Annotated in this window: 29 protein-coding genes; 18 read left to right on the top strand and 11 right to left on the bottom strand. The window is 39.4% G+C overall.

From position 1 onward, the window contains the following. The first annotated feature begins 172 nt into the window (after window positions 1-172). From FAX86_RS18580 to prpF, 3 genes are all read left to right on the top strand, one after another. Window positions 173-889, top strand: coding sequence for a GntR family transcriptional regulator (locus FAX86_RS18580; RefSeq protein WP_246128671.1), 717 nt, complete (start codon window positions 173-175; stop codon window positions 887-889). A gap of 27 nt (window positions 890-916) precedes the next feature. After that, window positions 917-3,511 (top strand): Fe/S-dependent 2-methylisocitrate dehydratase AcnD, encoded by a 2,595-nt coding sequence (gene acnD, locus FAX86_RS18585; protein WP_144394985.1) that lies wholly within the window; start codon window positions 917-919, stop codon window positions 3,509-3,511. A 99-nt stretch (window positions 3,512-3,610) separates the two neighbouring features. Next, on the top strand, window positions 3,611-4,780 hold the full coding sequence (gene prpF / locus FAX86_RS18590) for a 2-methylaconitate cis-trans isomerase PrpF (RefSeq protein ID WP_144394986.1): 1,170 nt from the start codon (window positions 3,611-3,613) through the stop codon (window positions 4,778-4,780). 70 nt (window positions 4,781-4,850) lie between these two features. Here prpF and FAX86_RS18595 read toward each other — a convergent pair whose 3' ends face one another. Beyond that, complete coding sequence (locus FAX86_RS18595; protein WP_144394987.1) at window positions 4,851-5,393, bottom strand: hypothetical protein; 543 nt, start codon at window positions 5,391-5,393, stop codon at window positions 4,851-4,853. Between the two features lie 231 nt (window positions 5,394-5,624). Between FAX86_RS18595 and FAX86_RS18600 the strand changes: the two genes are divergently transcribed. The 10 genes from FAX86_RS18600 (at window position 5,625) to FAX86_RS18645 (ending at window position 13,089) form a co-directional block, all read left to right on the top strand. Then, window positions 5,625-6,356, top strand: a complete 732-nt coding sequence (locus FAX86_RS18600; RefSeq protein ID WP_144394988.1) for a hypothetical protein — start codon at window positions 5,625-5,627, stop codon at window positions 6,354-6,356. Window positions 6,357-6,674: 318 nt separating this feature from the next. Then, the gene (locus FAX86_RS18605) at window positions 6,675-7,829 is read left to right on the top strand and encodes an alpha/beta hydrolase-fold protein (RefSeq protein WP_144394989.1); all 1,155 of its coding nucleotides are present in this window, start codon (window positions 6,675-6,677) and stop codon (window positions 7,827-7,829) included. Between the two features lie 147 nt (window positions 7,830-7,976). Then, entirely contained in the window at window positions 7,977-8,597 is a 621-nt protein-coding gene (locus FAX86_RS18610) for a hypothetical protein (protein ID WP_144394990.1), read from the top strand. 235 nt (window positions 8,598-8,832) lie between these two features. Next, window positions 8,833-9,273, top strand: coding sequence for a hypothetical protein (locus tag FAX86_RS18615; RefSeq protein ID WP_144394991.1), 441 nt, complete (start codon window positions 8,833-8,835; stop codon window positions 9,271-9,273). Window positions 9,274-9,453: 180 nt separating this feature from the next. Then, window positions 9,454-9,969, top strand: a complete 516-nt coding sequence (locus tag FAX86_RS18620; RefSeq protein ID WP_144394992.1) for an RNA polymerase sigma factor — start codon at window positions 9,454-9,456, stop codon at window positions 9,967-9,969. A gap of 34 nt (window positions 9,970-10,003) precedes the next feature. Further along, window positions 10,004-10,384 carry a DUF6768 family protein gene (locus FAX86_RS18625; RefSeq protein WP_144394993.1) on the top strand — a complete coding sequence of 127 codons (381 nt, stop codon included), beginning with the start codon at window positions 10,004-10,006 and terminating at the stop codon, window positions 10,382-10,384. A 292-nt stretch (window positions 10,385-10,676) separates the two neighbouring features. Next, on the top strand, window positions 10,677-11,222 hold the full coding sequence (locus FAX86_RS18630; protein WP_144394994.1) for a hypothetical protein: 546 nt from the start codon (window positions 10,677-10,679) through the stop codon (window positions 11,220-11,222). Window positions 11,223-11,243: 21 nt separating this feature from the next. After that, a complete protein-coding gene (locus FAX86_RS18635; protein ID WP_144394995.1) occupies window positions 11,244-11,921 on the top strand; it encodes a glycine-rich domain-containing protein in 678 nt (225 codons plus the stop codon). A gap of 55 nt (window positions 11,922-11,976) precedes the next feature. After that, window positions 11,977-12,354: a hypothetical protein gene (locus tag FAX86_RS18640; protein WP_144394996.1), complete on the top strand. Its 378-nt coding sequence runs from the start codon at window positions 11,977-11,979 to the stop codon at window positions 12,352-12,354. Between the two features lie 132 nt (window positions 12,355-12,486). Further along, on the top strand, window positions 12,487-13,089 hold the full coding sequence (locus FAX86_RS18645) for a hypothetical protein (protein WP_144394997.1): 603 nt from the start codon (window positions 12,487-12,489) through the stop codon (window positions 13,087-13,089). A gap of 261 nt (window positions 13,090-13,350) precedes the next feature. On the opposite strand, the gene FAX86_RS18650 is transcribed toward FAX86_RS18645, so the two are convergent. Genes FAX86_RS18650 through FAX86_RS18675 form a run of 6 tightly spaced genes read right to left on the bottom strand, consistent with a single transcriptional unit; the run spans window position 13,351 to window position 17,703 of the window. Next, window positions 13,351-14,067 carry a sterol desaturase family protein gene (locus FAX86_RS18650; RefSeq protein ID WP_164503669.1) on the bottom strand — a complete coding sequence of 239 codons (717 nt, stop codon included), beginning with the start codon at window positions 14,065-14,067 and terminating at the stop codon, window positions 13,351-13,353. 22 nt (window positions 14,068-14,089) lie between these two features. Then, window positions 14,090-15,766, bottom strand: coding sequence for a radical SAM protein (locus FAX86_RS18655; RefSeq protein WP_144394999.1), 1,677 nt, complete (start codon window positions 15,764-15,766; stop codon window positions 14,090-14,092). Next, entirely contained in the window at window positions 15,756-16,469 is a 714-nt protein-coding gene (locus FAX86_RS18660) for a hypothetical protein (RefSeq protein ID WP_144395000.1), read from the bottom strand. The genes FAX86_RS18655 and FAX86_RS18660 overlap by 11 nt, the downstream gene beginning before the upstream one ends. A gap of 15 nt (window positions 16,470-16,484) precedes the next feature. Continuing rightward, entirely contained in the window at window positions 16,485-16,703 is a 219-nt protein-coding gene (locus FAX86_RS18665) for a hypothetical protein (protein ID WP_144395001.1), read from the bottom strand. Further along, window positions 16,700-17,455: a prolipoprotein diacylglyceryl transferase gene (locus FAX86_RS18670; RefSeq protein WP_144395002.1), complete on the bottom strand. Its 756-nt coding sequence runs from the start codon at window positions 17,453-17,455 to the stop codon at window positions 16,700-16,702. Before FAX86_RS18670 ends, FAX86_RS18665 begins: the two co-directional genes overlap by 4 nt. After that, the gene (locus FAX86_RS18675) at window positions 17,443-17,703 is read right to left on the bottom strand and encodes a hypothetical protein (RefSeq protein WP_144395003.1); all 261 of its coding nucleotides are present in this window, start codon (window positions 17,701-17,703) and stop codon (window positions 17,443-17,445) included. The genes FAX86_RS18670 and FAX86_RS18675 overlap by 13 nt, the downstream gene beginning before the upstream one ends. Window positions 17,704-17,985: 282 nt before the next feature. Here FAX86_RS18675 and FAX86_RS18680 point away from each other — a divergent pair, with 282 nt between their 5' ends. Together FAX86_RS18680 and FAX86_RS18685 are read left to right on the top strand one after the other, a co-directional pair. Continuing rightward, window positions 17,986-18,789 carry an MBL fold metallo-hydrolase gene (locus FAX86_RS18680; RefSeq protein ID WP_144395004.1) on the top strand — a complete coding sequence of 268 codons (804 nt, stop codon included), beginning with the start codon at window positions 17,986-17,988 and terminating at the stop codon, window positions 18,787-18,789. Window positions 18,790-19,083: 294 nt separating this feature from the next. Continuing rightward, window positions 19,084-20,649, top strand: a complete 1,566-nt coding sequence (locus tag FAX86_RS18685; RefSeq protein ID WP_164503670.1) for a BspA family leucine-rich repeat surface protein — start codon at window positions 19,084-19,086, stop codon at window positions 20,647-20,649. Window positions 20,650-20,725: 76 nt separating this feature from the next. Here FAX86_RS18685 and FAX86_RS18690 read toward each other — a convergent pair whose 3' ends face one another. Both FAX86_RS18690 and rnt read right to left on the bottom strand, forming a co-directional pair. Beyond that, complete coding sequence (locus FAX86_RS18690) at window positions 20,726-21,235, bottom strand: porin family protein (RefSeq protein ID WP_144395006.1); 510 nt, start codon at window positions 21,233-21,235, stop codon at window positions 20,726-20,728. 242 nt (window positions 21,236-21,477) lie between these two features. Then, window positions 21,478-22,104 (bottom strand): ribonuclease T, encoded by a 627-nt coding sequence (gene rnt / locus FAX86_RS18695; protein ID WP_144395007.1) that lies wholly within the window; start codon window positions 22,102-22,104, stop codon window positions 21,478-21,480. A gap of 1 nt (window position 22,105) precedes the next feature. Here rnt and FAX86_RS22315 point away from each other — a divergent pair, with 1 nt between their 5' ends. From FAX86_RS22315 to FAX86_RS18705, 3 genes are all read left to right on the top strand, one after another. Beyond that, a complete protein-coding gene (locus FAX86_RS22315) occupies window positions 22,106-22,264 on the top strand; it encodes a hypothetical protein (RefSeq protein WP_164503671.1) in 159 nt (52 codons plus the stop codon). A 53-nt stretch (window positions 22,265-22,317) separates the two neighbouring features. Further along, window positions 22,318-23,202: a flagellar protein MotY gene (locus tag FAX86_RS18700; protein ID WP_144395008.1), complete on the top strand. Its 885-nt coding sequence runs from the start codon at window positions 22,318-22,320 to the stop codon at window positions 23,200-23,202. A 211-nt stretch (window positions 23,203-23,413) separates the two neighbouring features. After that, window positions 23,414-23,932, top strand: a complete 519-nt coding sequence (locus FAX86_RS18705; protein WP_144395009.1) for a hypothetical protein — start codon at window positions 23,414-23,416, stop codon at window positions 23,930-23,932. 126 nt (window positions 23,933-24,058) lie between these two features. On the opposite strand, the gene nth is transcribed toward FAX86_RS18705, so the two are convergent. Together nth and hutI are read right to left on the bottom strand one after the other, a co-directional pair. Then, window positions 24,059-24,694: an endonuclease III gene (gene nth, locus FAX86_RS18710; protein WP_144395010.1), complete on the bottom strand. Its 636-nt coding sequence runs from the start codon at window positions 24,692-24,694 to the stop codon at window positions 24,059-24,061. A 34-nt stretch (window positions 24,695-24,728) separates the two neighbouring features. Then, complete coding sequence (gene hutI / locus FAX86_RS18715) at window positions 24,729-25,982, bottom strand: imidazolonepropionase (RefSeq protein WP_144395011.1); 1,254 nt, start codon at window positions 25,980-25,982, stop codon at window positions 24,729-24,731. Window positions 25,983-25,984 lie beyond the last annotated feature (2 nt).

Here is a 25,984-nt window from a genome sequence, read left to right on the forward strand (position 1 = left end):
TTCCGTAATGATGGTTGATTTGCATCCACTATAATGGCGGATGAATCGTAATTCAATAATTAATTATCGAAAAACAATAAATACATTTCTTTAATCGATAAACTTACCGGCTGGGTATGGACGGTTACTTTTCAAATCTCGTTAATTTTGTCGACAATAAAGGGTGAAAACCTTGAGTTTGGCTGTTTCTTTGCTAAGATTGTCGACAATTCTGAATGCCATGGTGCTAAACGTGTTAGTTGCTGAACAACCTATCACCAATGCCGACAAAACCTTTGTCCGTTTACGTAACGATATCGTGGAAGGCGTGGTTCCTGCAGGCTCAAAATTGAGCGAAATGGAGCTATCGACCAAGTATGCGGTAAGTCGAGCCGTAGTGCGAGAAGCCATTAATCGGTTGGAGTCATGTCATCTGGTAGAACGCAAGGCTAATGTTGGCGCTAAGGTTGTTGCGCTTACCGAACAAGGGTTAAATGAGCTTTACCAGGTTAGAGAGTCGCTGGAGGGTATGGCGGCGCGATTGGCGGCTACACAAATGACCGATCTAGAAATCGCCGACCTGAATGATCTGCTAAGCTCTCATTTCCAAACGGTGAAAACAGGCGAAACTTATTATCAAGAAGCAGGAGATGTCGACTTTCATTATCGGATCATCTTAGGCAGTAAAAATAACCATTTGATTACGATGCTTGTCGACGGCATTTACCATCTTATTAGAATGTATCGGGTTCAACTTGGTATGGCCGGTCCCAGAGTAACTACTGCATTCGATGAACACAAACACATTGTGCAAGCCATTTCTAATCGCGATCCGGAATTGGCGGAAATGCTGATGCGCAGACACATTCAGTACACCAAAAAGAATTTAGCAAAAAAACTTGAGTCTTAAATTTAATACATTAATCGGGAAGTTATTATGAACACGAATTATCGTAAAAAATTAGAAGGTACTAATCTCAGTTATTACGACACGCGCCAAGCGGTAGAAGATATTAAGCCCGGCGCATATAAAACTTTGCCTTATACGTCGCGTGTTTTAGCTGAGAACTTGGTGCGTCGTTGTGAGCCCGAAAAATTAACCGATTCTTTAAAGCAAATTATCGAACGCAAGCGCGACTTAGATTTTCCATGGTTTCCAGCGCGCGTTGTGTGTCACGATATTTTAGGTCAAACCGCATTGGTTGACTTAGCGGGTTTACGTGATGCTATCGCGGAGAAGGGCGGCGATCCAGCGAAAGTCAATCCGGTTGTGCCAACTCAATTAATCGTTGATCACTCGTTAGCGGTCGAACACGCCGGTTACGAAAAAGATGCATTTGAGAAAAACCGTGCCATTGAAGATCGTCGTAACGAAGATCGTTTTCACTTTATTAACTGGACCAAAACTGCGTTTAAAAATGTTGATGTGATTCCACCCGGCAACGGCATTATGCATCAAATTAATTTAGAGCGTATGTCACCAGTCATTCAAGCTCGCGATGGCGTTGCTTTTCCAGATACATTAGTCGGCACCGACAGTCATACACCGATGGTTGATGCACTCGGTGTAATTGCTGTGGGCGTCGGTGGTTTAGAAGCGGAAAGTGTTATGCTTGGTCGTGCTTCTTACATGCGTCTTCCTGACATCATTGGTGTTGAATTAAAAGGTAAACCACAACCTGGCATTACCAGTACCGATATTGTTTTAGCCATTACTGAATTTTTAAGAAAAGAACGTGTGGTGTCGAGTTACCTGGAGTTCTTTGGTGAAGGAGCTTCGGCATTAACTTTAGGTGATCGAGCTACCATTTCTAACATGACGCCAGAGTTCGGTGCGACCGCTGCTATGTTCTACATCGATCAACAAACTATCGATTACTTAACTTTAACCGGTCGTGAAGACGATCAAGTGAAACTCGTTGAACAATATGCAAAAGAAACTGGTTTATGGGCCGACGAATTAACCGAAGCGGAATACGAAAGAGTATTAACTTTTGATTTGTCTTCTGTCGGTCGAAATATTGCGGGTCCTTCGAATCCACACGCACGTGTTTCAACTTCCGATTTAGCGGCAAAAGGTATAAGCGGTGTTGTTGAAAACGAAGAGGGCAAAATGCCCGACGGCGCTTGCATTATCGCTGCGATCACCAGTTGTACAAATACCAGTAACCCACGCAACATGATCGCGGCGGGCTTGATTGCGCGTAACGCGAATAAATTAGGTTTGGTACGTAAGCCTTGGGTTAAAACGTCTTTAGCACCCGGATCAAAAGCCGTTAAATTGTATTTAGAAGAATCTAATTTATTGCCTGAACTCGAAAAGCTTGGCTTTGGCGTGGTTGCGTTCGCTTGTACATCGTGTAACGGAATGAGTGGTGCATTAGATCCAAAAATCAAACAAGAAATTGAAGAGCGTGATTTATATTCTACAGCGGTACTATCGGGTAACCGCAACTTCGATGGTCGAATTCATCCGCACGCGGATCAAGCGTTTCTTGCATCACCTCCACTGGTTGTTGCTTACGCTATTGCGGGAACCATTCGTTTCGATATCGAGAAAGATGCTTTAGGGACCGATAAAGACGGCAATCCAATTACGCTAAAAGATATTTGGCCAACGGACGAAGAAATCGATGCGATCATCAAAGAGCACGTTAAACCAGAGCAATTCCGTAACGTTTACGAACCGATGTTTAACGTTAATGTTGATATGGGTGAAAAATCAGAACCGCTTTACGACTGGCGTCCAAAAAGTACTTACATCCGTCGTCCTCCGTATTGGGAAGGTGCATTAGCCGGTGAGCGTACTATGAAAAGCATGCGTCCATTAGCGGTCTTGGGTGACAATATTACAACCGATCATTTATCACCGTCGAATGCCATTCAAGCGGCCAGTGCTGCTGGTGAATACTTAGCGAAAATGGGGTTACCTGAAGAAGACTTCAACTCTTATGCGACGCATCGTGGCGATCACTTAACGGCGCAGCGCGCAACCTTTGCTAATCCAAAACTGTTAAATGAAATGGTTCGTGATGAAAACGGTGATATCAAACAAGGTTCGCTAGCCCGCGTTGAGCCAGAGGGCAAAGAAACGCGCATGTGGGAAGCGATTGAAACTTACATGAATCGCAAACAACCCTTGTGCATTATTGCGGGAGCCGATTATGGACAAGGTTCATCGCGCGACTGGGCGGCCAAAGGTGTTCGTTTAGCGGGGGTTGAAGTGATCGTTGCCGAGGGATTCGAGCGTATTCACCGAACCAACTTAATTGGCATGGGTGTGTTACCGCTTGAGTTTATGAATGGTGAAACCCGCAAAACCTATAACATTGATGGCACCGAAACATTCGATGTGGAAGGCGAGCCAACACCCGGTGCAACATTAACATTAACAATCAATCGTAAAGATGGTGAGCGTGTTGAAGTACCTGTTAAGTGTCGTTTAGATACCGCTGAGGAAGTGTCTATTTATTCTGCCGGTGGTGTACTGCAACGTTTCGCGAAAGACTTTTTAGAGTCCGAAGCGGCTTAATCATCACATTAAAATTTACAACGTTTAAAGAAGCCATCACTTTGTGTGATGGCTTTTTATAAAAGTCTCGTTTAAAGACTTATCTTAAGGAATGGTTTTATGTCTCACGCACCTCAAATAAAAATACCCGCAACTTACATGCGTGGCGGCACCAGTAAAGGTGTCTTTTTTAAATTAACGGATTTACCCGAAGCGGCACAAGTGCCAGGCGAAGTGCGCGATAAAATTTTATTGCGTGTTATTGGTAGCCCCGATCCATACGGTAAACACACCGATGGTATGGGCGGTGCAACGTCCAGTACTTCCAAAACTGTTATCTTGTCAAAAAGTGATAAAGAAGATCACGATGTAAACTATTTATTCGGACAAGTAGCGATTGATAAACCTTTTATCGATTGGAGTGGTAACTGCGGCAATTTAACGGCAGCTGTCGGTTCCTTTGCTATTTCTAATGGTTTGGTTGATCCATCACGCATTCCAGAAAATGGCATTGCCGTGGTTCGTATTTGGCAAGCCAACATTGAAAAAACAATTATCGCTCACGTACCGATTACCAATGGCGAAGTGCAAGAAACGGGTGATTTCGAGTTGGATGGTGTTACCTTTCCCGCAGCAGAAGTAAAAATTGAATTTATGGATCCGACCGATGCGAAATTATTTCCTACCGGTAATTTAGTCGACGAATTAGAAGTTCCGGGCATTGGGACTTTTAAAGCAACGATGATCAACGCTGGGATCCCCACCATCTTTTTAAATGCCGAAGATATCGGTTACACAGGAATCGAATTGCAAGAAGCCATCAATGGCGATCCCGAAGCCTTGCAAAAGTTTGAAACCATGCGAGCTCATGGTGCGGTAAAAATGGGATTGATTAAAGAGATTGAAGAAGCCGCAAATCGCCAACACACACCAAAAATTGCGTTTGTGAATGGTCCGGCCGATTACGTGTCTTCAAGTGGCAAAAAAATTAATACTTCTGATATCGATTTAAACGTACGTGCATTATCGATGGGTAAATTACATCATGCGATGATGGGCACAGCGGCGGTTGCTATTGCAACGGCGTCAACCATTCCCGGCACGTTGGTAAACCTCGCTGCAGGTGGCGGTGAGCGCCAATCGGTTACCTTTGGTCATCCTTCTGGAACGTTGCAAGTGGGTGCCGAAACGGAATTAAAAGGCGATGAGTGGATTGCCAATAAAGTAATTATGAGCCGTAGCGCACGTGTATTGATGGAAGGTTGGGTACGAGTGCCTGGAGATTTATAATGCTTCTTTTTAATAATTGAAAAATGTGGCAAGGAAGCCATTTTTCTTTTAATACGATAGAAAGTCTTTTTTAATAGCCGCTTTTATATAAAGGCTCTACCAAAAAAATTGTGCCTTTGACTATTAGATTTGCAGGAAAGTAAGCTCGATAGGTTCCTTTAAGAACTTCGTCAATTACAAAAATTAAATAGCCGTCTTCTATTACCTTCTCCAAGAATATAACGATGTTAATGTCGTCTTGTTCGTAATAAATACTTCCGTCTTTGTAACTTACTTTCCAGCCTAAGTTGTTAAAAGAAGAATTTTTATCTACTTTGTTCGATAGCGATAATGGCAGTTGACTCACATTAACATTTTTATAGATTTTATCTAAAAATTCTCTCTTATTATTAATGTCTTCTTTAGCAAGTAAATAAGAGCACTCTAGATATTCTCCTGCAACACTTCTATTCCTATTTGTGCTTAAAAGTCCTACCTCATTTCTGAGTGAGTTATATTTTTCACAGTTATTGGTTACACGCCCATCTAACATTTTAATTTTTGTTAGTTTGATTTTCTCTTGGGCAAAGGATTCGAAAGTTATAAAAATAAAAACAAGTATCAAAAGTCTCATTTAATTCGCCTTCGTTTTGTAAGCCTATAATCCCTGTGAGGAAAAGGTAAATGAACTATGTTAATTGGATATAATTTTGTATGTAAAGAAACTAAGCGATAGATAACCCCTAAGATTTAATCGCTCCGTTTATATCGTTTCATTGTTTATATCTACTCATTAAATTTTCGTGTTTACGGAATAGCAGTTTGCTGTATCGTTGCAATACGATTACAGCAGTAGGAAGTGGGTTTGGTTTATTTAACTGGCATTTTAACCCTAGTTTTGGGTCTTCTCATACTGATTGACTACACCGATAATTCGAATGGTACAGGCATGTGGTGGATGGGAAAAGTATTACCACCGTTGGGTCTTCTTGCTTTTAGTTTCATTCCTGTTGACTTAATAACCTCTATTTTTTGGTTGTTGGCTGCAGTGGTTATGTTGGTTTCTGTTATTAGTCTTTTTATAAAAGTATTTAAATGGACCATTAAATGTTACCGCAAACGTTCGATTGATTTCAGGTACATCGCAGAAGAGGGTGTTCGTCCACTGTTGTGTATTATTTGCTTTTACACCGCAAGTCACATTGTCAACCTGTCGGTTTATTCTGCGAATGAAAAAGCACTTCAGTTAGCCTTGGAGATGAAGCAGTATGTGCACGAAAATGGCACTTGCAGTGTAGAAAAACCAGTTTGGGCCAATGAACATCTCTCGAAAGGTCACAGCTCATTTTCAATGCGATACGGTGAGTATGGCACCCAATATCAAATTAATTATCAATGTGATCCAGAGAACGATAAGTTTTCCTATTGGGTTAGAATAAGCCAAGATGAGTCGTTTGGTATTGAAGGAAGCTTTGACGGAAAAATGGAAGTTACCTATGGCGACTATGGTAATCCAACAACAGTCACTTTGGATGATAGTATAGATATTTCAGCTTTAATTAAAATGAATCTCGATCTTGAAGGAAGAAAATTGTGAGGTTATTAACTTTTAATAGTGAGAAATGGTAGTCTATACATGTAATCGAAATTTCCACCTATCCTGATGGTGTTAATGTAAGGCGTAAAGCTCGCATGATAAACTTAAATGACCATTTGATAACAAACTTGATAAAAGGATGCTAAACCATGCCAAAAGCGAACGGTGTTATTAAATCGGATTTTTTCTGGTTCTGAGAGTCTTATCGATCTATAGATTGTTGAGTATGGACAAGCGTTAAATTGGTAAGTACTACATTTAAATCCTACACTGAATTAAACGAAAGAAATATTCATGCTTGGTTAACAAGGAAAAATAATGAAAGTGTATTTAACTAGAGTAGCAATATTAATATTCTGTTTGATGTTGAGAACCGCGTTAGCAGATAATCATCTGGTTATTTCAGAATCACTTCCGTCCGATTCTCTTTCTCAACAACACTATAGGGTATGGTTGCCTGAATCCTACAAGAGTGAGGGTAATACTCGATATCCACTTCTTCTTGTTTTGGATGGACAAAAATACGGTAACTTAGTTGCGAGTAATGCCAAATTTTTAGCCTATTCGGAAGATATTCCTGAGCATATTATTGTGACGCTTGATGTAAAAAATCGACTTTTAAATTACACACCCACTGATTCCTCAGATTGGGATGGTGATGGCGGAGCCCCAAAGTTCTTGACGTTTATCACTGATGAATTACTACCAGAGTTGGAGAAAAAGTTTCGTTTTTCTGAAACTCGGATTATGTGGGGACATTCTGCGGCGGGCTTGTTTGCCATGTACGCTTTTATGAATGCTCCACATGGTTTTAATGCCTTTCTTGTCAACGATGGATCGCTTGATTGGGATAATCGATATATTTATAAATCGCTCTCTCTGTATTTACAGAAATTTCCTAAGCGAAATCGGTTTTTGTATTTGAATACCAGCTTTCTTGATCCAGATGCTCCAGATGAGTTTAAGTTTATTGAGCCAATCGTTAATTTACTTGAGGCTCGAGCTATCCCTCAGCTGCGCTGGGTGTATCAGCCGATGCCTGATGAATCACATGCGAGTATTCCTTTGTTGGGCAGCATTCATGGCTTAAAAGCGTTGTATAAAGGTTTTCGTATTCCTGAAAGTATTATCCTTAAAGGTTTACCTGCCGTTAAGAGTTATTTTGAGTCGGTAAAGGGACAAATCGGTGCTCGGAAGAAAATACCAGAGTCAGTGTTACTAATGACTGGTATCATTGGAATACAGCATAACAAGAAGGAAGCGATTGAAGCATTTCGTTTTTGTATTGAGTTGTATCCAGAGTCTCTAGATGCAAGAGAGCAACTCGCGGAAGCTTATCTTATGAATGAACAAACAAAGCTTGCTATTATGGCTCTAGAAGAAGCTATTCTCGTTGCAAATGAATTAAAAAGTGAACGTACCGAAGGTATTAAGCAAAGACTTAAATTGTTAAGAAAGAAGCTTAATGATTGAATGAATTAAAAGCTATAAATCTAAGTTAATATACGATACAAACTAACTAGCGATTTAATTTATTCTTTTGATTATCCTAATATTAAGAATAGTCGTGTTAAAATATCCTGATGCTTATACTCAAAAAAAAATCCAAAGGAAGTGTAAATGGAATCCATTTCTTCTAGAAAAGAGAAGGTTTTTCAGCTACTTAAACGTGGTTTTATTGAGCTTATATCGGTATTTGTAGCAATCCTTTTAGCATTGTGGGTAGATGAGTTGTACGAAGATTATCAGCGCCAACAAAGAATAGGACTGGCGATGCAATCGGTAATGTCTGAGATGAAAGATAATCATAAATTGTTGTTGAAGGCACACGACTTTCAAACTAAAACCTTATCGATAATCAGAGATAAATTTTCTAAAAATGAAGATGTTACTGAAGTGCAGGCGGAAGAGTTACTTGCTAAAATGTATCAGCGTAGCATGTTTCACCCGGCTCGCCTGATAGACACTGCGTGGCAGGTGATGCTACAGTCTCAACTACTTAATTATATGCCCCACGAAACAGTACTTAAATATGCACACCATTATAAAGCTCAGCAAGATATGATGGAGAGACAAAAACTAATACTCCAAAACTTGGATAATTATCGTATTAACTCTGAAAATTATTCTCAAATGTTATACTTATATAACCACTCGGTAAATGAGATTTGGTGGAGCGAAAAGAATTTATTGGCATCATTTTCTAATCTTGGAGTGTCTGCTGATAACTCAAATAAATAACAAGCCCAGTACTCGGGAGATTTATTTACTTTTCAAAAAAAGCAGGGGATTCGGTATTGGTATGGTCGGGTAAGGTAAATTCTCAGTTTTTTTCTTTTTTTTATAACCTATTTCTTTTGGCTATTTTCTGGAAAAATAATGTTGTGGTTTGCCATAATTCTTATGCGGAAAGTCATTAAATAGCTAGTGAGATGTAAGCTAGAGTGAAAGTTTAGGATAAGACAATTAGTCGAAGGTGTCCGTTTACTGTTGTGTATTAATTGCTTTCTACACCGCAAGTCACATTGTCAATCTGACATTTTATTCCGCCGATAATAAAGCATTTCGGTTAGCTTTGGAGATGAAGCGGTGTGTGCACGAAAATGGCACTGGCAGTGTAGAAAAACCAGTTTGGGCCAATGAACACCTCTCGAAAGGTCACAACTCATTTTCAATGCGATACGGTGAGTATGGCACCCAATATCAAATTAATTATCAATGTGATCCAGAGAACGATAAGTTTTCCTATTGGGTTAGAATAAGCCAAGATGAGTCGTTTGGTATTGAAGGAAGCTTTGACGGAAAAATGGAAGTTACCTATGGCGACTATGGTAATCCAACAACTTTAATCTTGGACGAAACTGTTAACTTGTCTGACTTGGTGACAATGAAAATCAAGCGCCAAAAAGCCGAGTAAAGGTATTTTACATGAAACTTCTGATATAAACCTTAGCACATCAGTAACCGATAGAACTTCACCCGGTCAGCTACACATCTTATAATCAATCCATATTATTATTAAAAATAACCCACTTCTCGTGAACCGACTTCGGGTTTCAATCGTCTTTTCTATAACAGCAATAACAATGAGCAGCGAATGCAGCAGGCAGAGCAGGATTTATTAGTACTGGAAGCACAAAGTGGCAATGCACAGGCGCTTGAGTGTTTGATCGCTGTGTTTCATCCGTTGTTGGTGCAATTTGCTACGAGCTTGTCTGGCAACCATGCTTTGGCGAAAGACGCAGTACAAGATGTTTGGCTAAAGATTGCCAAAAAGTTGCGTCAGCTGAATGATCCGCGGGCGTTTAGAAGTTGGCTTTATCGAGCGGTTCGTTGGCGTGTGAGCGAGCTTATGCGAGGCAAAGCGGAGCAGTTTGAGCGACTGGATGAATCGGTTGCAACGACTGAACTCGACGAAACCGAAATCGAGAACCGAGCGTTAAGACGGCTTGTTCATCAACTCGCGGATACCGAGCGAGAAGTCATTTATTTGCATTATCTGGCTGAATTGTCGGTCGCTGAAATGGCTTTAGTGTTGGAAATTCCGGCTGGGACGGTTAAATCTCGCTTAAGCCGGGCTCGTAAACAATTGCAACAGATGATTGATTCTTAATGAAATTGAGTTGACACAACCTGAGGAGGTTATCATGAACTTGGATGATAAAATTAAACAGGCTCTTAAAATGGACCAGGCGGAAGTTGAGCAGGTTTTACTGAGTGAGAAAGGTTTGTTACCCAGAGTATTGGGTGTTTTTAAAGGAAGTATGAAAGGCTGGAATATTATGGGATTTATTTTAGCGGTCGCGACAGCCATTGGTATGTTCTGGTGTGGCTACTACTTCTTTGTCAGTGACAATCTAATGGAACAAGTCTTTTGGGGATTTATTGCATTGGCATTTCTAACCGCTAATATGGCAACTAAAATTTGGTTTTGGATGGAAATGAATCGTCACTCAACCAGTCGAGAAATTAAGCGACTAGAAGTTGTTATTGCTCAGTTAGTGGCTCAACTTAATGAGTCGAAATAACATGCTTGAGCGGAGTATCTGTTGCTCCAAGGTGTTAATCTCTGTTGAAGATTAAAGAAAGTTCACGTAAATTGGGATATGGCCTATTTTATTGGTTGAAAATTGCTCATTGGTAATTTTTGTTATATTGACGTGTGAGCAATTTGGAGAATAATGCCATCGATGCGGAAGTTGGAGAGAGTTAGTCTGTATTCAAGGAGATAGAATGAAGAGTTATGCATGAGTCTTTCAGATAGCTTTTGGTGCAAATCGTTTTAGATGGATTGTTTTTGATGTGTTTGAAGGAGTGTATATGAAACATTTAATGATTGTTTTGTTTTTGTCATTTGCAAGTCTCGCGTTTGCTCAAGATAAAGAAAGCGTTATTGAAGAGTTGATAGACCAAATTATTAGTACTAATGAAGATATTCAAAGAACTGAAGAATACTTAAGTAAAAGTCGTGAGGAACTGATCGATTCTTTTAAACCGGATTATAAAGGTAACGTTTCCTCTAAAGTGCTCGCGATGCAAGAGCAACTGTATAATGACGTTAAAGCATCTTCATTGTATTTAGGTTATATTGAAGGAACTCGTAAGGCTTATGCTGAAGATTTGAGAAGTGAGTTTTCGACGCCCGAGCTTGTCGAGTTGTTAGAAATGATAAGGAGTCCATTGTTTGAACGATTGAAGAGTATTCAACTTTCGGGTAACTCACAAGGTATGAAGTTTATTGAACAGTGGACGAAAGAAAATGAAATATTGGTTGAGGAGTTTATGAAAAGAGACGAAGCGATCAATTATGAATTAAAAATTGACTTGATGACCAAACCTAAACAACGGGATCAAGAAGAAAAGTAGTTATAAGAAAGGATGTTTTAAATGATTTTTGAAGGAATCGTCACATTAGTCATTATTTATTTCTCTGCTAAGTTTGTTTTGAGTCGTAAACAAAAAACGCAACTTGCGTATATTCAGAATTATAAATTTAACTCGGCAATTAGCAAAAAGGTAAAGGAAAAATATCCTCATTTATCAGCTCAAGATATTTCGTTAGTGCTTAGAGCGTTAAAAGATTATTTTTATATCTGTAATAAAGCGAAACGAAAAATGGTTTCGATGCCTTCGCAAGTAGTTGATGTGGCATGGCATGAATTTATTTTATTCACGCGACAGTATCAACAGTTTTGCGATAAAGCGTTGGGGCGCTTTCTTCATCACACGCCTGCGGAGGCGATGACAAAGCCAACCGCAGCACAAGACGGTATCAAGCGAGCTTGGCGAATTGCTTGTGAGAAATACAACATTCATCCCTCTAGTCCTAATCGACTTCCGTTAATTTTTGAAATTGATACTAAGCTGAACATTCCAGACGGTTTTAAATATTCAACAAACTGTCTATCAAAATCAGCTAAGTCTGCAGGTGCAGATTATTGTGCCGCTCACATAGGGTGTTCGTCGGGATGTGCTGGTGATTCTGGCGGCGATTCTGAGGGTGGTTTCTTTGATAGTTTCGGTGGTGACTCTAGTGGCTGTGGTGGAGGCTGCGGTGGCGATTAAAATAGTAAGCAATTTTTGCAAAACGTTAGTTTTTGCTATTCGGATTTAATAAGCAATGCCAATTAAATTCCATTTAATTTTATTAACTCTTTCTAAGGTAATCGCCTTAATCGGTATTTTTATCTTAGGCATGAGCTTTTATGAATCGATTCATCAACTGCTACCTGAGGTGATGCAAGAAAAAGTAATTGGTTTTGTCGTTTTCGGAATGATTCCGGCAGGATTAAGCCTTCTATTAGTCGACTTCTTATTTAAACACTTTATTAGCGCTCGATGCAGTAAATGCGATGGTAAAGCGGTTTATCGTCCCAGTCAACAAGAGAAGGGACCATTTGGTGGTAAGCAGAAGACGGCGATATCTTATGAATGCCAAAAGTGCGGTTACGTCCATCGCACCAGTGTTTTTTCTGGTATCCAAAAGGATATTACTTAATTCAATTCAGCGCTGTTGACTTATACCAAATCTGGACGAATAGAGTTTAAGCATCTAAACTTTTTCGTGCTAATATTTAGCGTTATTGTCTTCCATATTTGTGTTAGCAATCTATATAAGGATAAAGCTGAAATGAAGGTGATTTTCAATATATTTTCTTTATTAATAATCGTATTTGCCATTCAAGGGTGTTCTGGCAATTTAATGACTAAGTCAAAAACAGGTGTTGTTCCCCCTCCAGCGAGTGGTAAGGCGACTATTGTATTTATGCGTTCGTCGTTTGTTGCCAGCGCTATTGGTGTTGAGTTATTTGAAATTAATAATGGGGAGTTAACATTTGTTGGTGAGCTGCCCAATGGTAGTAAGATAGCGCATCAAACGACACCCGGTGAGAAAGTGTATATGGCTTACGGAACTGCGGCCGATTTTATGATTGCGAAAGTGATTGGTAATAAAACCTATTACTCAATTGTTCGACCGAATTGGGGCACGGGAGGATTTGCTCCAACTCCTATTAGAGCGGATGGTTCGTCAGATTACAATATGAACTCGTCTGAGTTTGAAGACTGGAAAAGTGATACCGATTTACTTGAAAAGAAACCTGATGCAAGAGAGTGGTTTAAGAAAAATAAAGATAAATATAAGAAGATTTATAATGAATACTGGAGTCGCTTTCAGAAAAAAACTGCAGCAGAAAAATTAGAGAGAACGATGCAAGTTTCGGATGGCATTTAGTCAATTACATTGAATAAGATAGATGTTGTAGATTAGCATTTTTGCATAGACACTTTTATCTTGGATAGGAGTGTCTGGGCTTTTTATATTGTTGCTATCCAAGGCAGGACATAAAGTATTATTCATTGTATTCGGTTAGGGTTTGTATCTTCGGATTTTAATTAACTTTTAGTGAGTAGCAAATACTCAGCTGCTGCTATTGTTTTTAAGACCTTTTGGGTGTGAAGATAGCGGCATTTAAATCGCTTATGATTTTTTGCACTATTCTCTCCTGCGAGTCCATAAGTCAGCATAAATCCCTAGATATGAATTGTCTTCGGTACGCCCAGCTAAACCGTAGTCAATAGAATCCATGGGTGATATATAAGTCCCGAGCAATTTATCCCAAATGACAAACAAACCGCCAAAATTTCCATGGTGATGTTTACTGTGATGAACGCGATGATTTGCGGGAGTGTTAAAAATAGCGTCAAAAACCTTGTTGGGGCCGATGAGTTCGGTATGTAGCCATCCTTGATAATGAAAAACAAATAGCTGAGCGGAGAGTAATACCAATGGTTCAATGCCTAGGAGCAACCAGGGTAAATAAAATAGGGGAGCAATAAACAGATTTAGCCCATTGACGCGAAATGCCAGAGGTATATCAAATTGTTGACCGGTATGATGCGTTCCATGATAAAGACGCCAAAGAAAAGGTATTTTATGAGCAAACCTATGTTCACAATAATAGCTAAAATCACACAATAGTAAGCTTAATGGAAAAGCGATGAAAATATTGCTCACGGAATAAACGGCAAAATCGTTTAACCATAGATAGAGAGCTTCCCAATAGGGCGCAACTACTAGGTAGATCACAATATTGGGTGGGATCGTGCTAATAGAAATTAAGTTTTGTTTTGATAACTTTTTATTTCTAAGCCATTCTATTAACCCAAGGATTATTGCTGCAGTAATTATCAAACCAATGATAAGGCTCAATATTAATTTTTCTATATTTAGGTCAATCAGCATCAATAAATTTATGTTTAATTGCTAGCGCCGTTTGCGTATGTTTGCCATGAATTTTAGGCTTATGATTCCAACTGTCTTGCTTACGGAATAACGTATTGTACTCGCAAAAAGACATGAGTTGCCCATCGGTACTCAGTATGTGGTGACAGCAATTGGAAACTCGATCTGAGTCATAGTTATAGTGGTCCATAAATGGTTTTATCGCAATACCAAAAACATCTTTTGGGCGAACTAATCGTTTAGCAAAAGCAATTAATTTTCGATGTAGCCAAGGTAGCTTTCTGTTACCGAGTACAGATTGTATCTCATCTTTTTCAAGTCTTGTTTTGTAAGCGACGTCATTGATGATGGATTCTAGATTGATTTTTGGGGTAATATTAAATAACAATCCAAATCGTCGAGCAAATAAGCTTGTCCATCCACAGTTGGGATGTGAGCAGGGGATAGGCAAAAAGTCCTTAATGCCTACTTTCGAACTTAAGGCTTTAGATATTGCATGGACAACAGTTGATAATGTTGGGCGTTCGCTACCACTTTGAGACAGTTGGTACCGACCTGTGTAAAATGAGGGTAGAAAACCGACCAGTCGAATATGTTTTTGCTTTAATCCTTGATTCAATACCCAGCCAATTTCGTCCTCGCTAATGTCTTGAGCAACAGTCATTGTTAATTGCATACAAATACCATATTTTGCGAGAAGCTCAATAACTAACTCTCTGGACTTTAAAGTGTCTGCTCTTCTCAAGGCTTGATTTGTTTCTTTTTTGCTTCCATCAAATTGCAATAGAATGAGTAGTTTTGCCTTTATGGGTATCAACTTTTGTAAAATCATGTCATCTGATAGAACAAGACCATTTGTCGGTAGATAGATCATCCCAATTGATGGTTGTTCATATAGCCAAGTAATGATGTCCCAGAATTGAGGGTGGATGGTCGCTTCTCCACCGGTGACTTGTACTGAATCAATAAATTTCTTGTCATTAATGAGTTGGTTAATAAAAAGCTTAAACTCTTCGAATGGTAGGATCCTGTCGCCAGATGCATCGGCATAGCAGACGCGGCAGGCTAAATTACAGGCATTTGTTACCTCCACTAAAATAGTGCAGGACTTATTAGTTAACTGCTTAGTGTACTGGTTGTCATTAATACTGCATTTGTCTTGAAGCTTTGAGGAAGTAGGAGTGTGATCCTTACTAAGTTCAAACGGATTATTACTTGCGACTGAAGAACTATCACACGAACTTTTACTGCCACAACAAGTAGAAACTTGAGGAATGAAAAATTCTTTGTTCGAAACGTAGCTGACTCCCCAGGTATCCTTATTTGAGGTTCGATAAAAAGACGCATCGTTCTCAATTAAGTTAATGGATTCTTTATTGATGGACTTATTTTTTTTATTTTCGCATTGATTACATGCTTTTTTAATCCATACTTTTTTTTGACGTTCGAATATCACGGCCGCTACATAATTTAAACAATGTTCGCAAACACTAATGGTACTTTTGTAGATTACTTCGTCTTGATGAAAGTTGAATAAAACTCGTACATCGCTTTCATTTAATGATTTTAAAAACTGAGATAACATCGCCTTTGTTTTTGAACCGTCGTCAGATATTATGTTGTCTGTTGTAGGTCTTTTAAACGTGGTTGTTCTATCAGTCGACATGTTTAATACTCCATTCTAAAATGTGACTCGAAATTGAGTACAGTTGTCGATTAAATTTAGGTAGTTGATGTTTGTACTGTGTAACAACTTTTCGCAGCTGTTGATAAGAGAACTCTCTACTTGCTCGACACTCGGCCAATCGATGTTGAGTCATTACGTTTTTTGCTTGTGCCCTGGGAAGCAAGTCATAAACTGCATTTTTCGTATATTCGACGTGTCGATTTTCATCATTTAATACTCGACCCACCACCTTTTCTGTATAGTTAACCGGTGAGTATGTGCAGGCATCCAAATGAATCTTTAACGAATGACTTATGCGCTTTTCTAGGAAATGCAGGTGAGCCATAAAGTTTGCCAGTTTTCTTATTCGAATATCTTTATTATCTTCTTTAGTTATGTGAAAGCTTTCGGCGGTGTGATTTTTGATAACATGATTATAAATGTCTATCATTGGTAGTTCGATAATGGGTTGGTCTAATTTTCTGATTGCTTTTTTATACATTTTTACATGGCGATCTTCATCCATCATGTGGCTTTTCATTAATCCTACTACCTCAGGCTCATCGATTAATTCGATTGGAAAATAATCATTTACTTTGTGAGGATACTCCTCGCCATTTAAATATAAATTAAGCACAAAAGCGTGGAGTTCTGGGATCTTGCATATGTCTCGATGCAAATTCTTTTTTATAATCGATATCATTAATTTTTAAAACCGCTAAACAAGGGCTAAACAAGCGCCAAACACTAAAGTAACAATCCCTAAAAATATTAATATAATAATAAATAGTGCGCTGATACATCCGCTTAATTGACTTGGTGCTTTGCCCGATGGCGTGGGTAGAGAGGAGGATGGCTTTTGAGGTTCGTTCTCTTGATTTTTATTGGGATAGTCGCTTTCTGAGTTTGAGTTATTTTGCTCGTTGTTGTTACTCATGCATTTACCTCGTTAGTCATTAAGGACTTTTGCTTATTTCTTAATATGAATGAGAGAATACCCGTGATGATGAGTATTAAAGCAAACCATTGGTAAGCAGAATAGCCTAGAAAGGCTTTATCGGTTGCTCTAATGAATTCACTCAAGAACCTAAAGCTGCCGTAAGCTATCATAAACAGAGCAAATATCTGCCCTTGAAACATTTTTTTCCGAAATAGGTAAATTAATATAGCGCCAATCGTTAAGTGAAATGAGATTTCAATCAGTGCGATAGGATAGCGTTCAATTCCATCTAAATGCTTTATTGCGCCAAATGATTTTGATTCAATACCCAAACAACAACCACTGAACCAACAGCCGATTCTGCCAATGGCAATTGAAAAAGGTATAATAACTGCAAATCTATCATTGGGCAGGCGACGATAACCCATTATAGGCTTTGCAATTTCTGAGAAAATGAATCCAAAAAGAAGAGCACCAACAATTGAACGTCCTGAAAAAATAAGATTGAACCATTGATCGAAAGGTTTTATTGGCCAGAGAACATCCCCCATTAGCACAGCGAGCTTAGCTCCAAAAATTGCACCAATAAAAGTGATAGCTTGCAAATAAAAATATTGATGTTTCTCTTTGGGACACTGGAAGTCTTTTGTTAATGGGAAGAGAAATACCAAAACAAACGCTGTTAATAATGACAATGCATAAATTGGACTAATCCAAAGCTTAGACGTTCCTACTATTAAATCGTCCATAGCCAATATCCTATAAATACAGTCAATGCTATACCCGCCAGACGATGAACCTTAACTTCCTTTGGGTGTAAGTTTTTATGATAAATAAACTCATCAATAATCATTAATGGAAAGCTGATGATTAAATGCGTGAAAGCTATTTTATGATATCCAAGGTAGACTGAAATTATAAATCCTGCCATTAGAGGTAAGATTATGGCGTGAAGTAATTTTTCTTTTTTAGGGACAATGCGATCGCGCTTATGCATTAACATATCATATACGGATAATCCGATATATGGGGCTGAGATTAGGATCAGTATTGGGTTAGCCAAGATCGCCATGGTTGTATTTATTGATTTTTAAATAAATCATACTCTGGGTTGAGTAATGAAGCAATCAATCAAGTTAAATTCAACTTTTCCAATAATTGCTCTTCGAATACAGGAAGCATTCTGGACAACAAAAAGTTTCATCCGACCGATTCTTTTTGCGGTCGCCATTCGTCTACTTAATAACGTATTTTCAAAGAAGACGATTTGGAGGTTTAAATGACGCAATTTACTCATTTTTCTACCGCATTTCCCCATGGAAGGCTTCGCGAGGTGTTTAATGGTATTTGGTTTGTAGAAGGCGGCTGGGATATGCCGGTACCCTTGAAGCCGCGAATAAGTCGCTCGATGACAGTTATTCGGCACGATGATAACTCGCTAACATTGGTTAATAGCCTGCGTTTGAGCGAGGCTGGTCTGAAAGAGCTTGATAAATTAGGACGAGTTGAGAGAGTCATTCGATTGGCTTCGATGCATGGTGCTGATGATGCATTCTTTCGTGAACGCTATAACGCAAAAGTGTTTGCGTTAAAGGGGACTCGATACATTCGAGGATTAACAGCAGACACTGATGATATTGAAAGTTACTTTGAGCCTGATGAGTGGTTTGATGAAAAAACTGGATTGCCAATTCCTGACTCTTGTGTGTGGGTTATGAATAGCCCCAAGTTAAAAGAAGCCTGTGTTCTTTTACAACGTGATGGTGGTATTTTGCTTGCGGGAGACATGCTACATAACACTCCTGTTCCATCGCCTTATACCAATCGAATTGCTAAGATAGGTATGCGACTGTTCGGTCTTGCTAAGTCATGTAATATCGGTGTCGGCTGGTGGATGATGACAAAACCGAGTGGCAGTGAATTACTCGACTTATTGAGTTTGCCTTTTCAACATGTTTTACCCATTCACGGTGAGCCTGTCATTGGAGATGCCAAAGCAAAGTATCAACCAGCCATCGAGCGATATGCAAAACGATCGCAAAGAAAAAAATGGAGAGGCGAAGTTCAAGAGAGTTTGAATTAGAAATTTAGAATTGAGATCCTCGCTAAGGATGGCTGTTACTGTTTCTATCATAATGTAGATATTATAGGTTATAAAATTCTTACCACATTAATTAACGTTACTGTCAGTAGGCTAAAGATTGTTCTAGCCTATATTGTGAGCACGAACAGACTCAATCGCCTTTGATAGCTTATTCAGCTTGAATTCATTATCGTTTACTTAAGATATCTCACGTTTCTTATCACGAGTAAGAGACCAAATAAAAGATATTTAAATTTAATAAATTTGACGTAAACTATTTTTATGGGGATTTCGATGAATAATGTAACGATTAAGTTATGTTGTATTTTATTTTTTGTCGCTCTTACGGCGTGTAAAACAGATAATAACGGCGATAGAAAACCGCCAGTGTTGACTTTAAACGGAGAGAAAGAAGTTACGATTTTCGAAGGTCATTTATTTAAAGATGATAGTGCTACTGCGATAGATGACGTCGATGGCGTGTTAGAAGTAAAAATTGATACGGATTTAGATATTAATCAAGTGGGAACCCAGGTTCTTGTATATCGAGCGACTGACCAGTCAGGTAATACCGCTACAGTAGAGCGAATTGTCCATGTTAATCCTTATGCAGCTTTTGTAACTCAGTGGAATAATGTTGAAAAGGTTCGCATTCAAACGCATACATCAGAAGGTGAGTTGGATGATGCTGCAGAATACGAAATAGATTATTTTATCGACTGGGGAGACGGAAGAATTGATCACATTCAGTCGCCAGTAGCCATTCATAATTATGCCGAACAAGGAAACTACGAAATCAGTATTCGTGGTCAATTCCCTGGCCCTAAAATGTTGTGTAGTCAGGACGGTTTTAATGCTGTGTTGCAGTGGGGTGATATTGAATATCGTTCTATGGAGAATGCGTTTGGTGATTGTTCTGAAGTCAGCGGAATATCCATTCTTGCTAATGACTCGCCTAATTTATCTTCAGTAAAATCGATGCGAAGTCTTTTTCAGGACGTAATCTTATTAAGTGCAGATTTGAGTCAATGGGATGTGTCTAATGTTGAAGATATGAGCTATATGTTTTTTTCCGCAGAGTCTTTTGGCGGAGAGGGAATAGATAACTGGGATGTTTCTTCAGTAAAAGACATGAGTAACATGTTTGCAGAAACAGATGAGTATGGTGATGATTTAAGTAATTGGGATGTTTCAAATGTTGAGAATATGAGTGGCATGTTTAAGCATTCTCGAGGTTTTTATCGGAATATTAGCAATTGGAATGTATCTAACGTAAAAGACATGAGCTATATGTTTTCAAATGTATGGGCTGCACTCGTAGATTTAAGCGAGTGGGATGTGAGCAACGTTCAAAATATGGAAGGCATGTTTGCAGATACAGTGCAATTTAATCCGGATGTTAGCCAATGGAATGTTTCCAAAGTGACTAATATGAATTACATGTTTTACTGGGCGGAAAGATTTGATCAAAACATAAGTCAGTGGAATGTATCTAATGTTGAGTCGATGCGTGGTATGTTTTATGGCGCGCATAAGTTTACTCATGACCTAAGTCAATGGGATGTTTCGAAGGTTCATGACATGAGTTTGATGTTTTTCCTTGCGATGGACTTTAATGCCAACATTAGCTCTTGGAATATTTCAAATGTGACGACAATGGAAGATATGTTTTACGCTGTTGAAGGCGTGGCAGAATATTATGATGATATATTAATCGCTTGGAGCAGGCTACCGGTTCAGACAGGAGTTAAGTTTAATGGTGGGCGTTATGCAAGCTATTCGATCGATACTCAGGCAGCGAGAGATGTTTTAACGCAAGTGTTTAATTGGGATATCAGTGATGCCGGTTTAAGGGAGTAGTTGCTTTACATTTAAAGATAGAAGATAAAAAAGCCTCGTATGAAAATATGAGGCTTTTTTATCAAAAGATTAAGCTTTAAAACTTAAACGTTACACCAACATTAAATGTTTTTGCTTCAAGCTCGTCCGTATCGAAGAGTCTTGTCCACTCAAAGTTTATCGATGCATTGTCTTCGAACATGACATCCAAACCTAACCCGTATGAAAATCCGCCTTCGTCGTCAGAAATTGATCCGAGATCACTTCGTAAATCAAACTCAGCGTAAGAGTATCCAAGTACACCATATAGATTTAAAACTTTGTCAGGTGTTGTATTTAACTTCCCATACACACCATACATATAATCGACATCGGCTTTACCATTGATAGCTTCCATTCCATCAATAGAGTCTTTACTAAAACCTTTTGCAACTCGGCCTTCGACAGAAAATAATGGATTAATTTCATAACCACCACGTAATGTGATTGCGGTAGGTGTTGAATCTTCTGCATTGATAATTGAATAGTTGCCACCAAAATTAGTATCTGCAGATGCCTGTAAAGACAATGTGCCAGCAATGGCTAATGTTAAAAGACGACGCTTCATAGAATCTCTCCTTAGCTAATCATTAAATAAAATGTGTCTTATTAAAAAAACGTGCGGATTAAAACACAAGTGACTTTACTTTTCGTGTTGGCTTTCACATTTATTAATGAATAATTGCGGGATCCAATGAATGTGTGAATATTTAACAAACATATCAAAAGAGTTGGTTTATATTTGACCAATTACCAGCGTTATTGTCGGTGAGGAAAACGTTAAAATAAAAGAAGGTGTTGATCGTTATATTAATCAACACTGCTGTTATTGTTTAACGGCCAGCCTCCGAGGGCTTTGTAGCGATTGACCATCGTACAAAATAAATCGGCTGTTTTTTCGGTGTCGTACAACGCGGAGTGAGCTTCTGTATTATCAAAACCAACACCAGCAGTTTGGCACGCTTTTGCCAAAACGGTTTGTCCAAAACAAAGCGCAGCGAGTGCAGCGGTATCGAAGGTTGAAAACGGGTGAAATGGATTGCGTTTTATGGCATTGCGCTCAGCAGCTGTTTTAACAAAATTGAGATCGAACGTTGGATTATGGCCAACCAGGATTGAGCGTTGGCATTCTGCGTTTTTCTGTCCTTTGCGAATAAACTTGAACAATTCTTTTATCGCTTCGATTTCGTGTATTGCGCCGCGTAGAGGGTTATAAGGATCGATGCCCGTAACATCTAATGCTGCCTGTTCAATATTGGCGCCATCGAATGGCTCAACATGCGCATGGAATGTTTGATCTTTCACCAAACGACTTTCACCGTCGAATTTTAGCGTAATGGCTGCAACTTCTAATAATGCATCGGTTTCGTGATTAAAACCTCCGGTTTCAACATCGACAACTACTGGAAAAAATCCACGAAATCGTTTTGCGAGCATAATGGTTCCTGATCAAAGCTTAAGCCGGGCATTGTCTTATATTTTAAAGGTAACCTCCAGAGTCAATGGGCTGGCAATTGAAATAAAACAAGAAATTAATGATTTCGATGCTCAAGTCGCATGTTTATGGGCCGATAAGTCTGATAAGAAACTGATTTGAAGGCCCTGTTTCCTTTGTTGCAGAAAGGCCGATTCTGAATTTAGTAGAGAACCATGATTCGACGATTAAGCGCTTTATTGCTGACTTTTTGTGTACTCTTTTCGGTTGGGGCCGGTGCCGAGTTTCGTACTTATTTGGCTGATATTGAACAATCTAAATGGTCTTTTTCAGGGAATCCAGTCCGCTGCGAATTAAAACATAAAATTCCTCGATACGGAGAAGCGGTCTTCTTCGCCCGTGCGAGTCGTACGCCAAACATGGCTTTTGTGCTTGATAGTATGCGTAATCGGCTTAAAACCGACCGTTTAATTGGCGTTAGAGCAATAGCGCCAACTTGGCGGCCAGGTAAACGAGCAGTACAAATGGACTCTGTCAGTGCCATTCCTGGTGAAAAGACGCTCAATATACTCGACGATTCCGCTTGGAAACTGTTGGTGGCCTTGGAGCAGGGAATGAATCCGGCGTTTTATTACCGCGACTTCGAAGATAAGCGAGATAGGGTAGCGATTGCCTTGTCCGCTGTGAATTTTCAGTCGGTATACGATAATTTTTTAACCTGTGTTGAATCTTTACTGCGCTATGATTTCTGGGAAATCCAGTACACCATGGTGAATTTTGGCTTCAATAAGTCGAACTTAACTAACGATGACAAACATAAGTTGGATGTTTTGTCCGAGTTTCTGAAGTACGATCCTGACATTCAAGTTGTGTTGGTGGAAGGGCATACGGATAGTATTGCTTTTCGTCGATATAACAAGGCCCTAGGCCATCGTCGTGCAAATTCTGTGAAGGCTTATTTAGTCAATAAGGGCGTTAATCCGGGCAAAATAGTGACTCGTTCTCACGGCGAGCGGCGTCCACTGGAAAGCAACCATACCCCCGAGGGACGAGCATTAAACCGTAGAGTGTTCATCACGTTAAGTAAGACTGAGAGCTGATCGACTCGATTAGAACATTTATTTGCTTACCGTTACCAATTTCCCGAACCGATCTTCCCGGAGAAGTTTTTCTGCTACCGTTTGAGCTTAATTCAGACAAGGTTGTCCTATTTTTAATCAGTAAATTCCATAAATGTGAATTTTGGCATTGCCTAAAGAGATAATTTCCGTAATATCCCCACCATTCTTACACCTATTCAGGAAATTAACTGTGCATATCATTATTGGAGCTATTTCTGCTATCGCCGGGCTAATTTGGGCGATTACAGCGTTGCGAAATTCAGGGTTCGACCCTAATTCTCTTAATCCATTTTTATGGTTACGTCGTCGTAACTGGGAAAAGAAATTAGGGACTAAACCGATGCATGCGCTTACTCAACCTTTGGAGGCTTCTGCCTTATTGTTGGTTGCAGCGGCCCAGTTCAGCGGTGATCTTTCGCGTGATGGTAAGCAAGAACTTATCAAAATGTTTGAAGATGAGTTTGGAATTGAGCATTCATTTGCGAAAGAATTGTATGGCTCGTCCGTTTATTTATTAAAAGATTGCGGCCAACTCAAAGCAGAGGTGCGACATATTCTTGCTCCCTCTAAATCTGAATTCACAGTAGAACAAAAAAATTCATTTCGAAAGATGCTTGATCGTGCTGTGGTAATTGAAGGTCAACCATCTAACGATCTGAGCGAGGTTTTGGCAGCAATTGAGAAAGAACTCGATTTAACAGCGGCTTGATTCAAAGAAAGTTTCTATGCAATCCTAGCTTTTGGCAGTCCTTAACTTTTGAATACTGTTATTTAGTCGTTAAGTTAAGGACTTTCAAACACCATTGAGTTGATTGGCGAATGACAGTCTTGCCAATTAGATTTCCGTTTTTTGTTTGTACTCACATAAATCTTCAATTATGCAGGAGCCACATCGTGGTTTACGAGCAACACAAGTGTAGCGTCCGTGCAGAATAAGCCAATGATGAGCATCTATTAAATAATCTTTTGGTACGAATTTAAGCAGTTTTTTTTCAACTTCCAGTACTGTTTTTCCTGGCGCGACTTTCGTACGATTGGACACTCGATAAATATGAGTATCGACGGCCATAGTCGGTTGACCAAAAGCAGTATTTAAAACAACGTTTGCCGTTTTTCTGCCAACGCCAGGTAAGGCTTCGAGCGCCTCTCGATTATCAGGTACTTCTGAGTTGTGAAGATCGATCAATGCTTTACATGTTTTGATAACATTTGCAGCTTTAGAATTGTAAAGACCAATGGTTTTAATGTATTCCTTAAGACCTTCAACACCCAAAGCATAGATAGCTTCAGGTGTATTGGCGATCGGATATAGTTTTCGAGTGGCTTTGTTGACGCCGACATCGGTGGCTTGTGCTGATAATATAACAGCAACTAACAATTCAAATGGAGTTGTATATTCTAGTTCGGTCGTTGGTTTAGGATTATTTTCTTTAAACCGTCGAAAAATTTCTTCGCGTTTCGTTTTATTCATAACAATTGATTCAAACTTCGAATAAGAAAAGAGATTAAATGAGTTTGTCGAGCACAGGTTCGCCATTTTTCACGACGCCAACGCAAGGATTGTGACCAAATGCGTAAGGAAGTTCACAAGGAGCTTTAATATCCCAAATGGCAAAATCTGCACGTTTACCAACAGCGAGAGTTCCAAGTTCTTTTTGTAAACCTAATGCTTTTGCCGCGTTTATCGTAACGGCACGTAATGTTTCTTCGGGTGTCATACGAAATAGAGTGCAGCCCATATTGAGCATAAGCAATAGCGATGTGCAGGGTGCACTGCCTGGATTACAGTCGGTTGCCAGTGCCATAGGTACTTTGTATTCTCTCAGCCATTCTATGGGGGGCACTTGTTTTTCGTGCAAGTAATAGAAAGCTGCGGGAAGTAAAACGGCGACTGTTCCTGAGCTAGCGATGGCGGCAATGCCTTCTTCACTCACATACTCTAAATGATCTACTGATAATGCTTTGTAGCTTGCGGCAAGTTGAGTGCCTTCTTGATCACTTAATTGTTCCGCATGTAATTTTATCGGCAAGTCTGCGTTTTCAGCTGCGGCGAAAACTTTTTCAACTTGTTCTTTCGAAAACCCAATATTTTCACAAAAAGCATCAACAGCATCGGCTAAGTTATGCTCGACCACTTGTGGTAATACTTCGTCACACAAATAGCTAATGTAGTCATCGGGATTTTCTTTATACTCAGGTGGAACCGCGTGGGCGCCTAAAAAGGTGGTTTTAATGGTTGCCGGAATTTGTTCTTCTAATGCGCGAGCTACTTTTAGCATTTTTATTTCGGTTTCTAAATCAAGGCCATATCCCGATTTAATTTCAATGGTTGTAACGCCTTCACTCAATAGTCTTTCAATCCGTTTTATTGCTGAAGCGGTTAATTCGCTTTCGCTAGCAGCGCGAGTGGCTTTAACAGTGGATAAAATACCACCGCCTTGGCGCGCAATTTCTTCGTAACTAACACCGGTTAAGCGCATTTCGAATTCTTTGGCGCGATTGCCGCCGTAGACAATATGGGTATGGCAATCAATTAATCCGGGCGACAGCCATTTTCCTTGTAAATCGGTGTAAGAAATATTGAGCTCATCCAATTGCTGCTCAAGGCCGACCGTCATTGGTTCGATGAGTGAAATTCGTCCTTTTTCGGTCGCGATGACTGCATTTTCAACAGTGCCATAAGGCAGTTCGTTGTTGAACGTCATTAAGTTTGCGTTGAGCCAAATTCCGTCAGCTTGCTTTAAAGTGTTGAGCGACATAA

The organism is Pleionea sediminis (genome assembly GCF_007570825.1).
GTDB classification, from domain to species: Bacteria; Pseudomonadota; Gammaproteobacteria; order Enterobacterales; family Kangiellaceae; genus Pleionea; species Pleionea sediminis.

Excerpts from the sequence above, each read along its gene's own strand:
- FAX86_RS18680 (WP_144395004.1), top strand. The coding sequence starts at position 17,986 with ATGACGCAATTTACTCATTTTTCTACCGCATTTCCCCATGGAAGGCTT.
- FAX86_RS18625 (WP_144394993.1), top strand. The coding sequence starts at position 10,004 with ATGAACTTGGATGATAAAATTAAACAGGCTCTTAAAATGGACCAGGCG.
- FAX86_RS18685 (WP_164503670.1), top strand. The coding sequence starts at position 19,084 with ATGAATAATGTAACGATTAAGTTATGTTGTATTTTATTTTTTGTCGCT.
- FAX86_RS18595 (WP_144394987.1), bottom strand. The coding sequence starts at position 5,393 with ATGAGACTTTTGATACTTGTTTTTATTTTTATAACTTTCGAATCCTTT.
- FAX86_RS18605 (WP_144394989.1), top strand. The coding sequence starts at position 6,675 with ATGAAAGTGTATTTAACTAGAGTAGCAATATTAATATTCTGTTTGATG.
- nth (WP_144395010.1), bottom strand. The coding sequence starts at position 24,694 with ATGAATAAAACGAAACGCGAAGAAATTTTTCGACGGTTTAAAGAAAAT.
- FAX86_RS18620 (WP_144394992.1), top strand. The coding sequence starts at position 9,454 with ATGCAGCAGGCAGAGCAGGATTTATTAGTACTGGAAGCACAAAGTGGC.
- FAX86_RS18700 (WP_144395008.1), top strand. The coding sequence starts at position 22,318 with ATGATTCGACGATTAAGCGCTTTATTGCTGACTTTTTGTGTACTCTTT.
- acnD (WP_144394985.1), top strand. The coding sequence starts at position 917 with ATGAACACGAATTATCGTAAAAAATTAGAAGGTACTAATCTCAGTTAT.
- FAX86_RS18675 (WP_144395003.1), bottom strand. The coding sequence starts at position 17,703 with ATGCATAAGCGCGATCGCATTGTCCCTAAAAAAGAAAAATTACTTCAC.
- FAX86_RS22315 (WP_164503671.1), top strand. The coding sequence starts at position 22,106 with ATGGTTCCTGATCAAAGCTTAAGCCGGGCATTGTCTTATATTTTAAAG.
- FAX86_RS18690 (WP_144395006.1), bottom strand. The coding sequence starts at position 21,235 with ATGAAGCGTCGTCTTTTAACATTAGCCATTGCTGGCACATTGTCTTTA.
- FAX86_RS18655 (WP_144394999.1), bottom strand. The coding sequence starts at position 15,766 with ATGTCGACTGATAGAACAACCACGTTTAAAAGACCTACAACAGACAAC.
- rnt (WP_144395007.1), bottom strand. The coding sequence starts at position 22,104 with ATGCTCGCAAAACGATTTCGTGGATTTTTTCCAGTAGTTGTCGATGTT.
- prpF (WP_144394986.1), top strand. The coding sequence starts at position 3,611 with ATGTCTCACGCACCTCAAATAAAAATACCCGCAACTTACATGCGTGGC.
- FAX86_RS18640 (WP_144394996.1), top strand. The coding sequence starts at position 11,977 with ATGCCAATTAAATTCCATTTAATTTTATTAACTCTTTCTAAGGTAATC.
- FAX86_RS18630 (WP_144394994.1), top strand. The coding sequence starts at position 10,677 with ATGAAACATTTAATGATTGTTTTGTTTTTGTCATTTGCAAGTCTCGCG.
- FAX86_RS18660 (WP_144395000.1), bottom strand. The coding sequence starts at position 16,469 with ATGATATCGATTATAAAAAAGAATTTGCATCGAGACATATGCAAGATC.
- FAX86_RS18635 (WP_144394995.1), top strand. The coding sequence starts at position 11,244 with ATGATTTTTGAAGGAATCGTCACATTAGTCATTATTTATTTCTCTGCT.
- hutI (WP_144395011.1), bottom strand. The coding sequence starts at position 25,982 with ATGTCGCTCAACACTTTAAAGCAAGCTGACGGAATTTGGCTCAACGCA.
- FAX86_RS18665 (WP_144395001.1), bottom strand. The coding sequence starts at position 16,703 with ATGAGTAACAACAACGAGCAAAATAACTCAAACTCAGAAAGCGACTAT.
- FAX86_RS18670 (WP_144395002.1), bottom strand. The coding sequence starts at position 17,455 with ATGGACGATTTAATAGTAGGAACGTCTAAGCTTTGGATTAGTCCAATT.
- FAX86_RS18645 (WP_144394997.1), top strand. The coding sequence starts at position 12,487 with ATGAAGGTGATTTTCAATATATTTTCTTTATTAATAATCGTATTTGCC.
- FAX86_RS18610 (WP_144394990.1), top strand. The coding sequence starts at position 7,977 with ATGGAATCCATTTCTTCTAGAAAAGAGAAGGTTTTTCAGCTACTTAAA.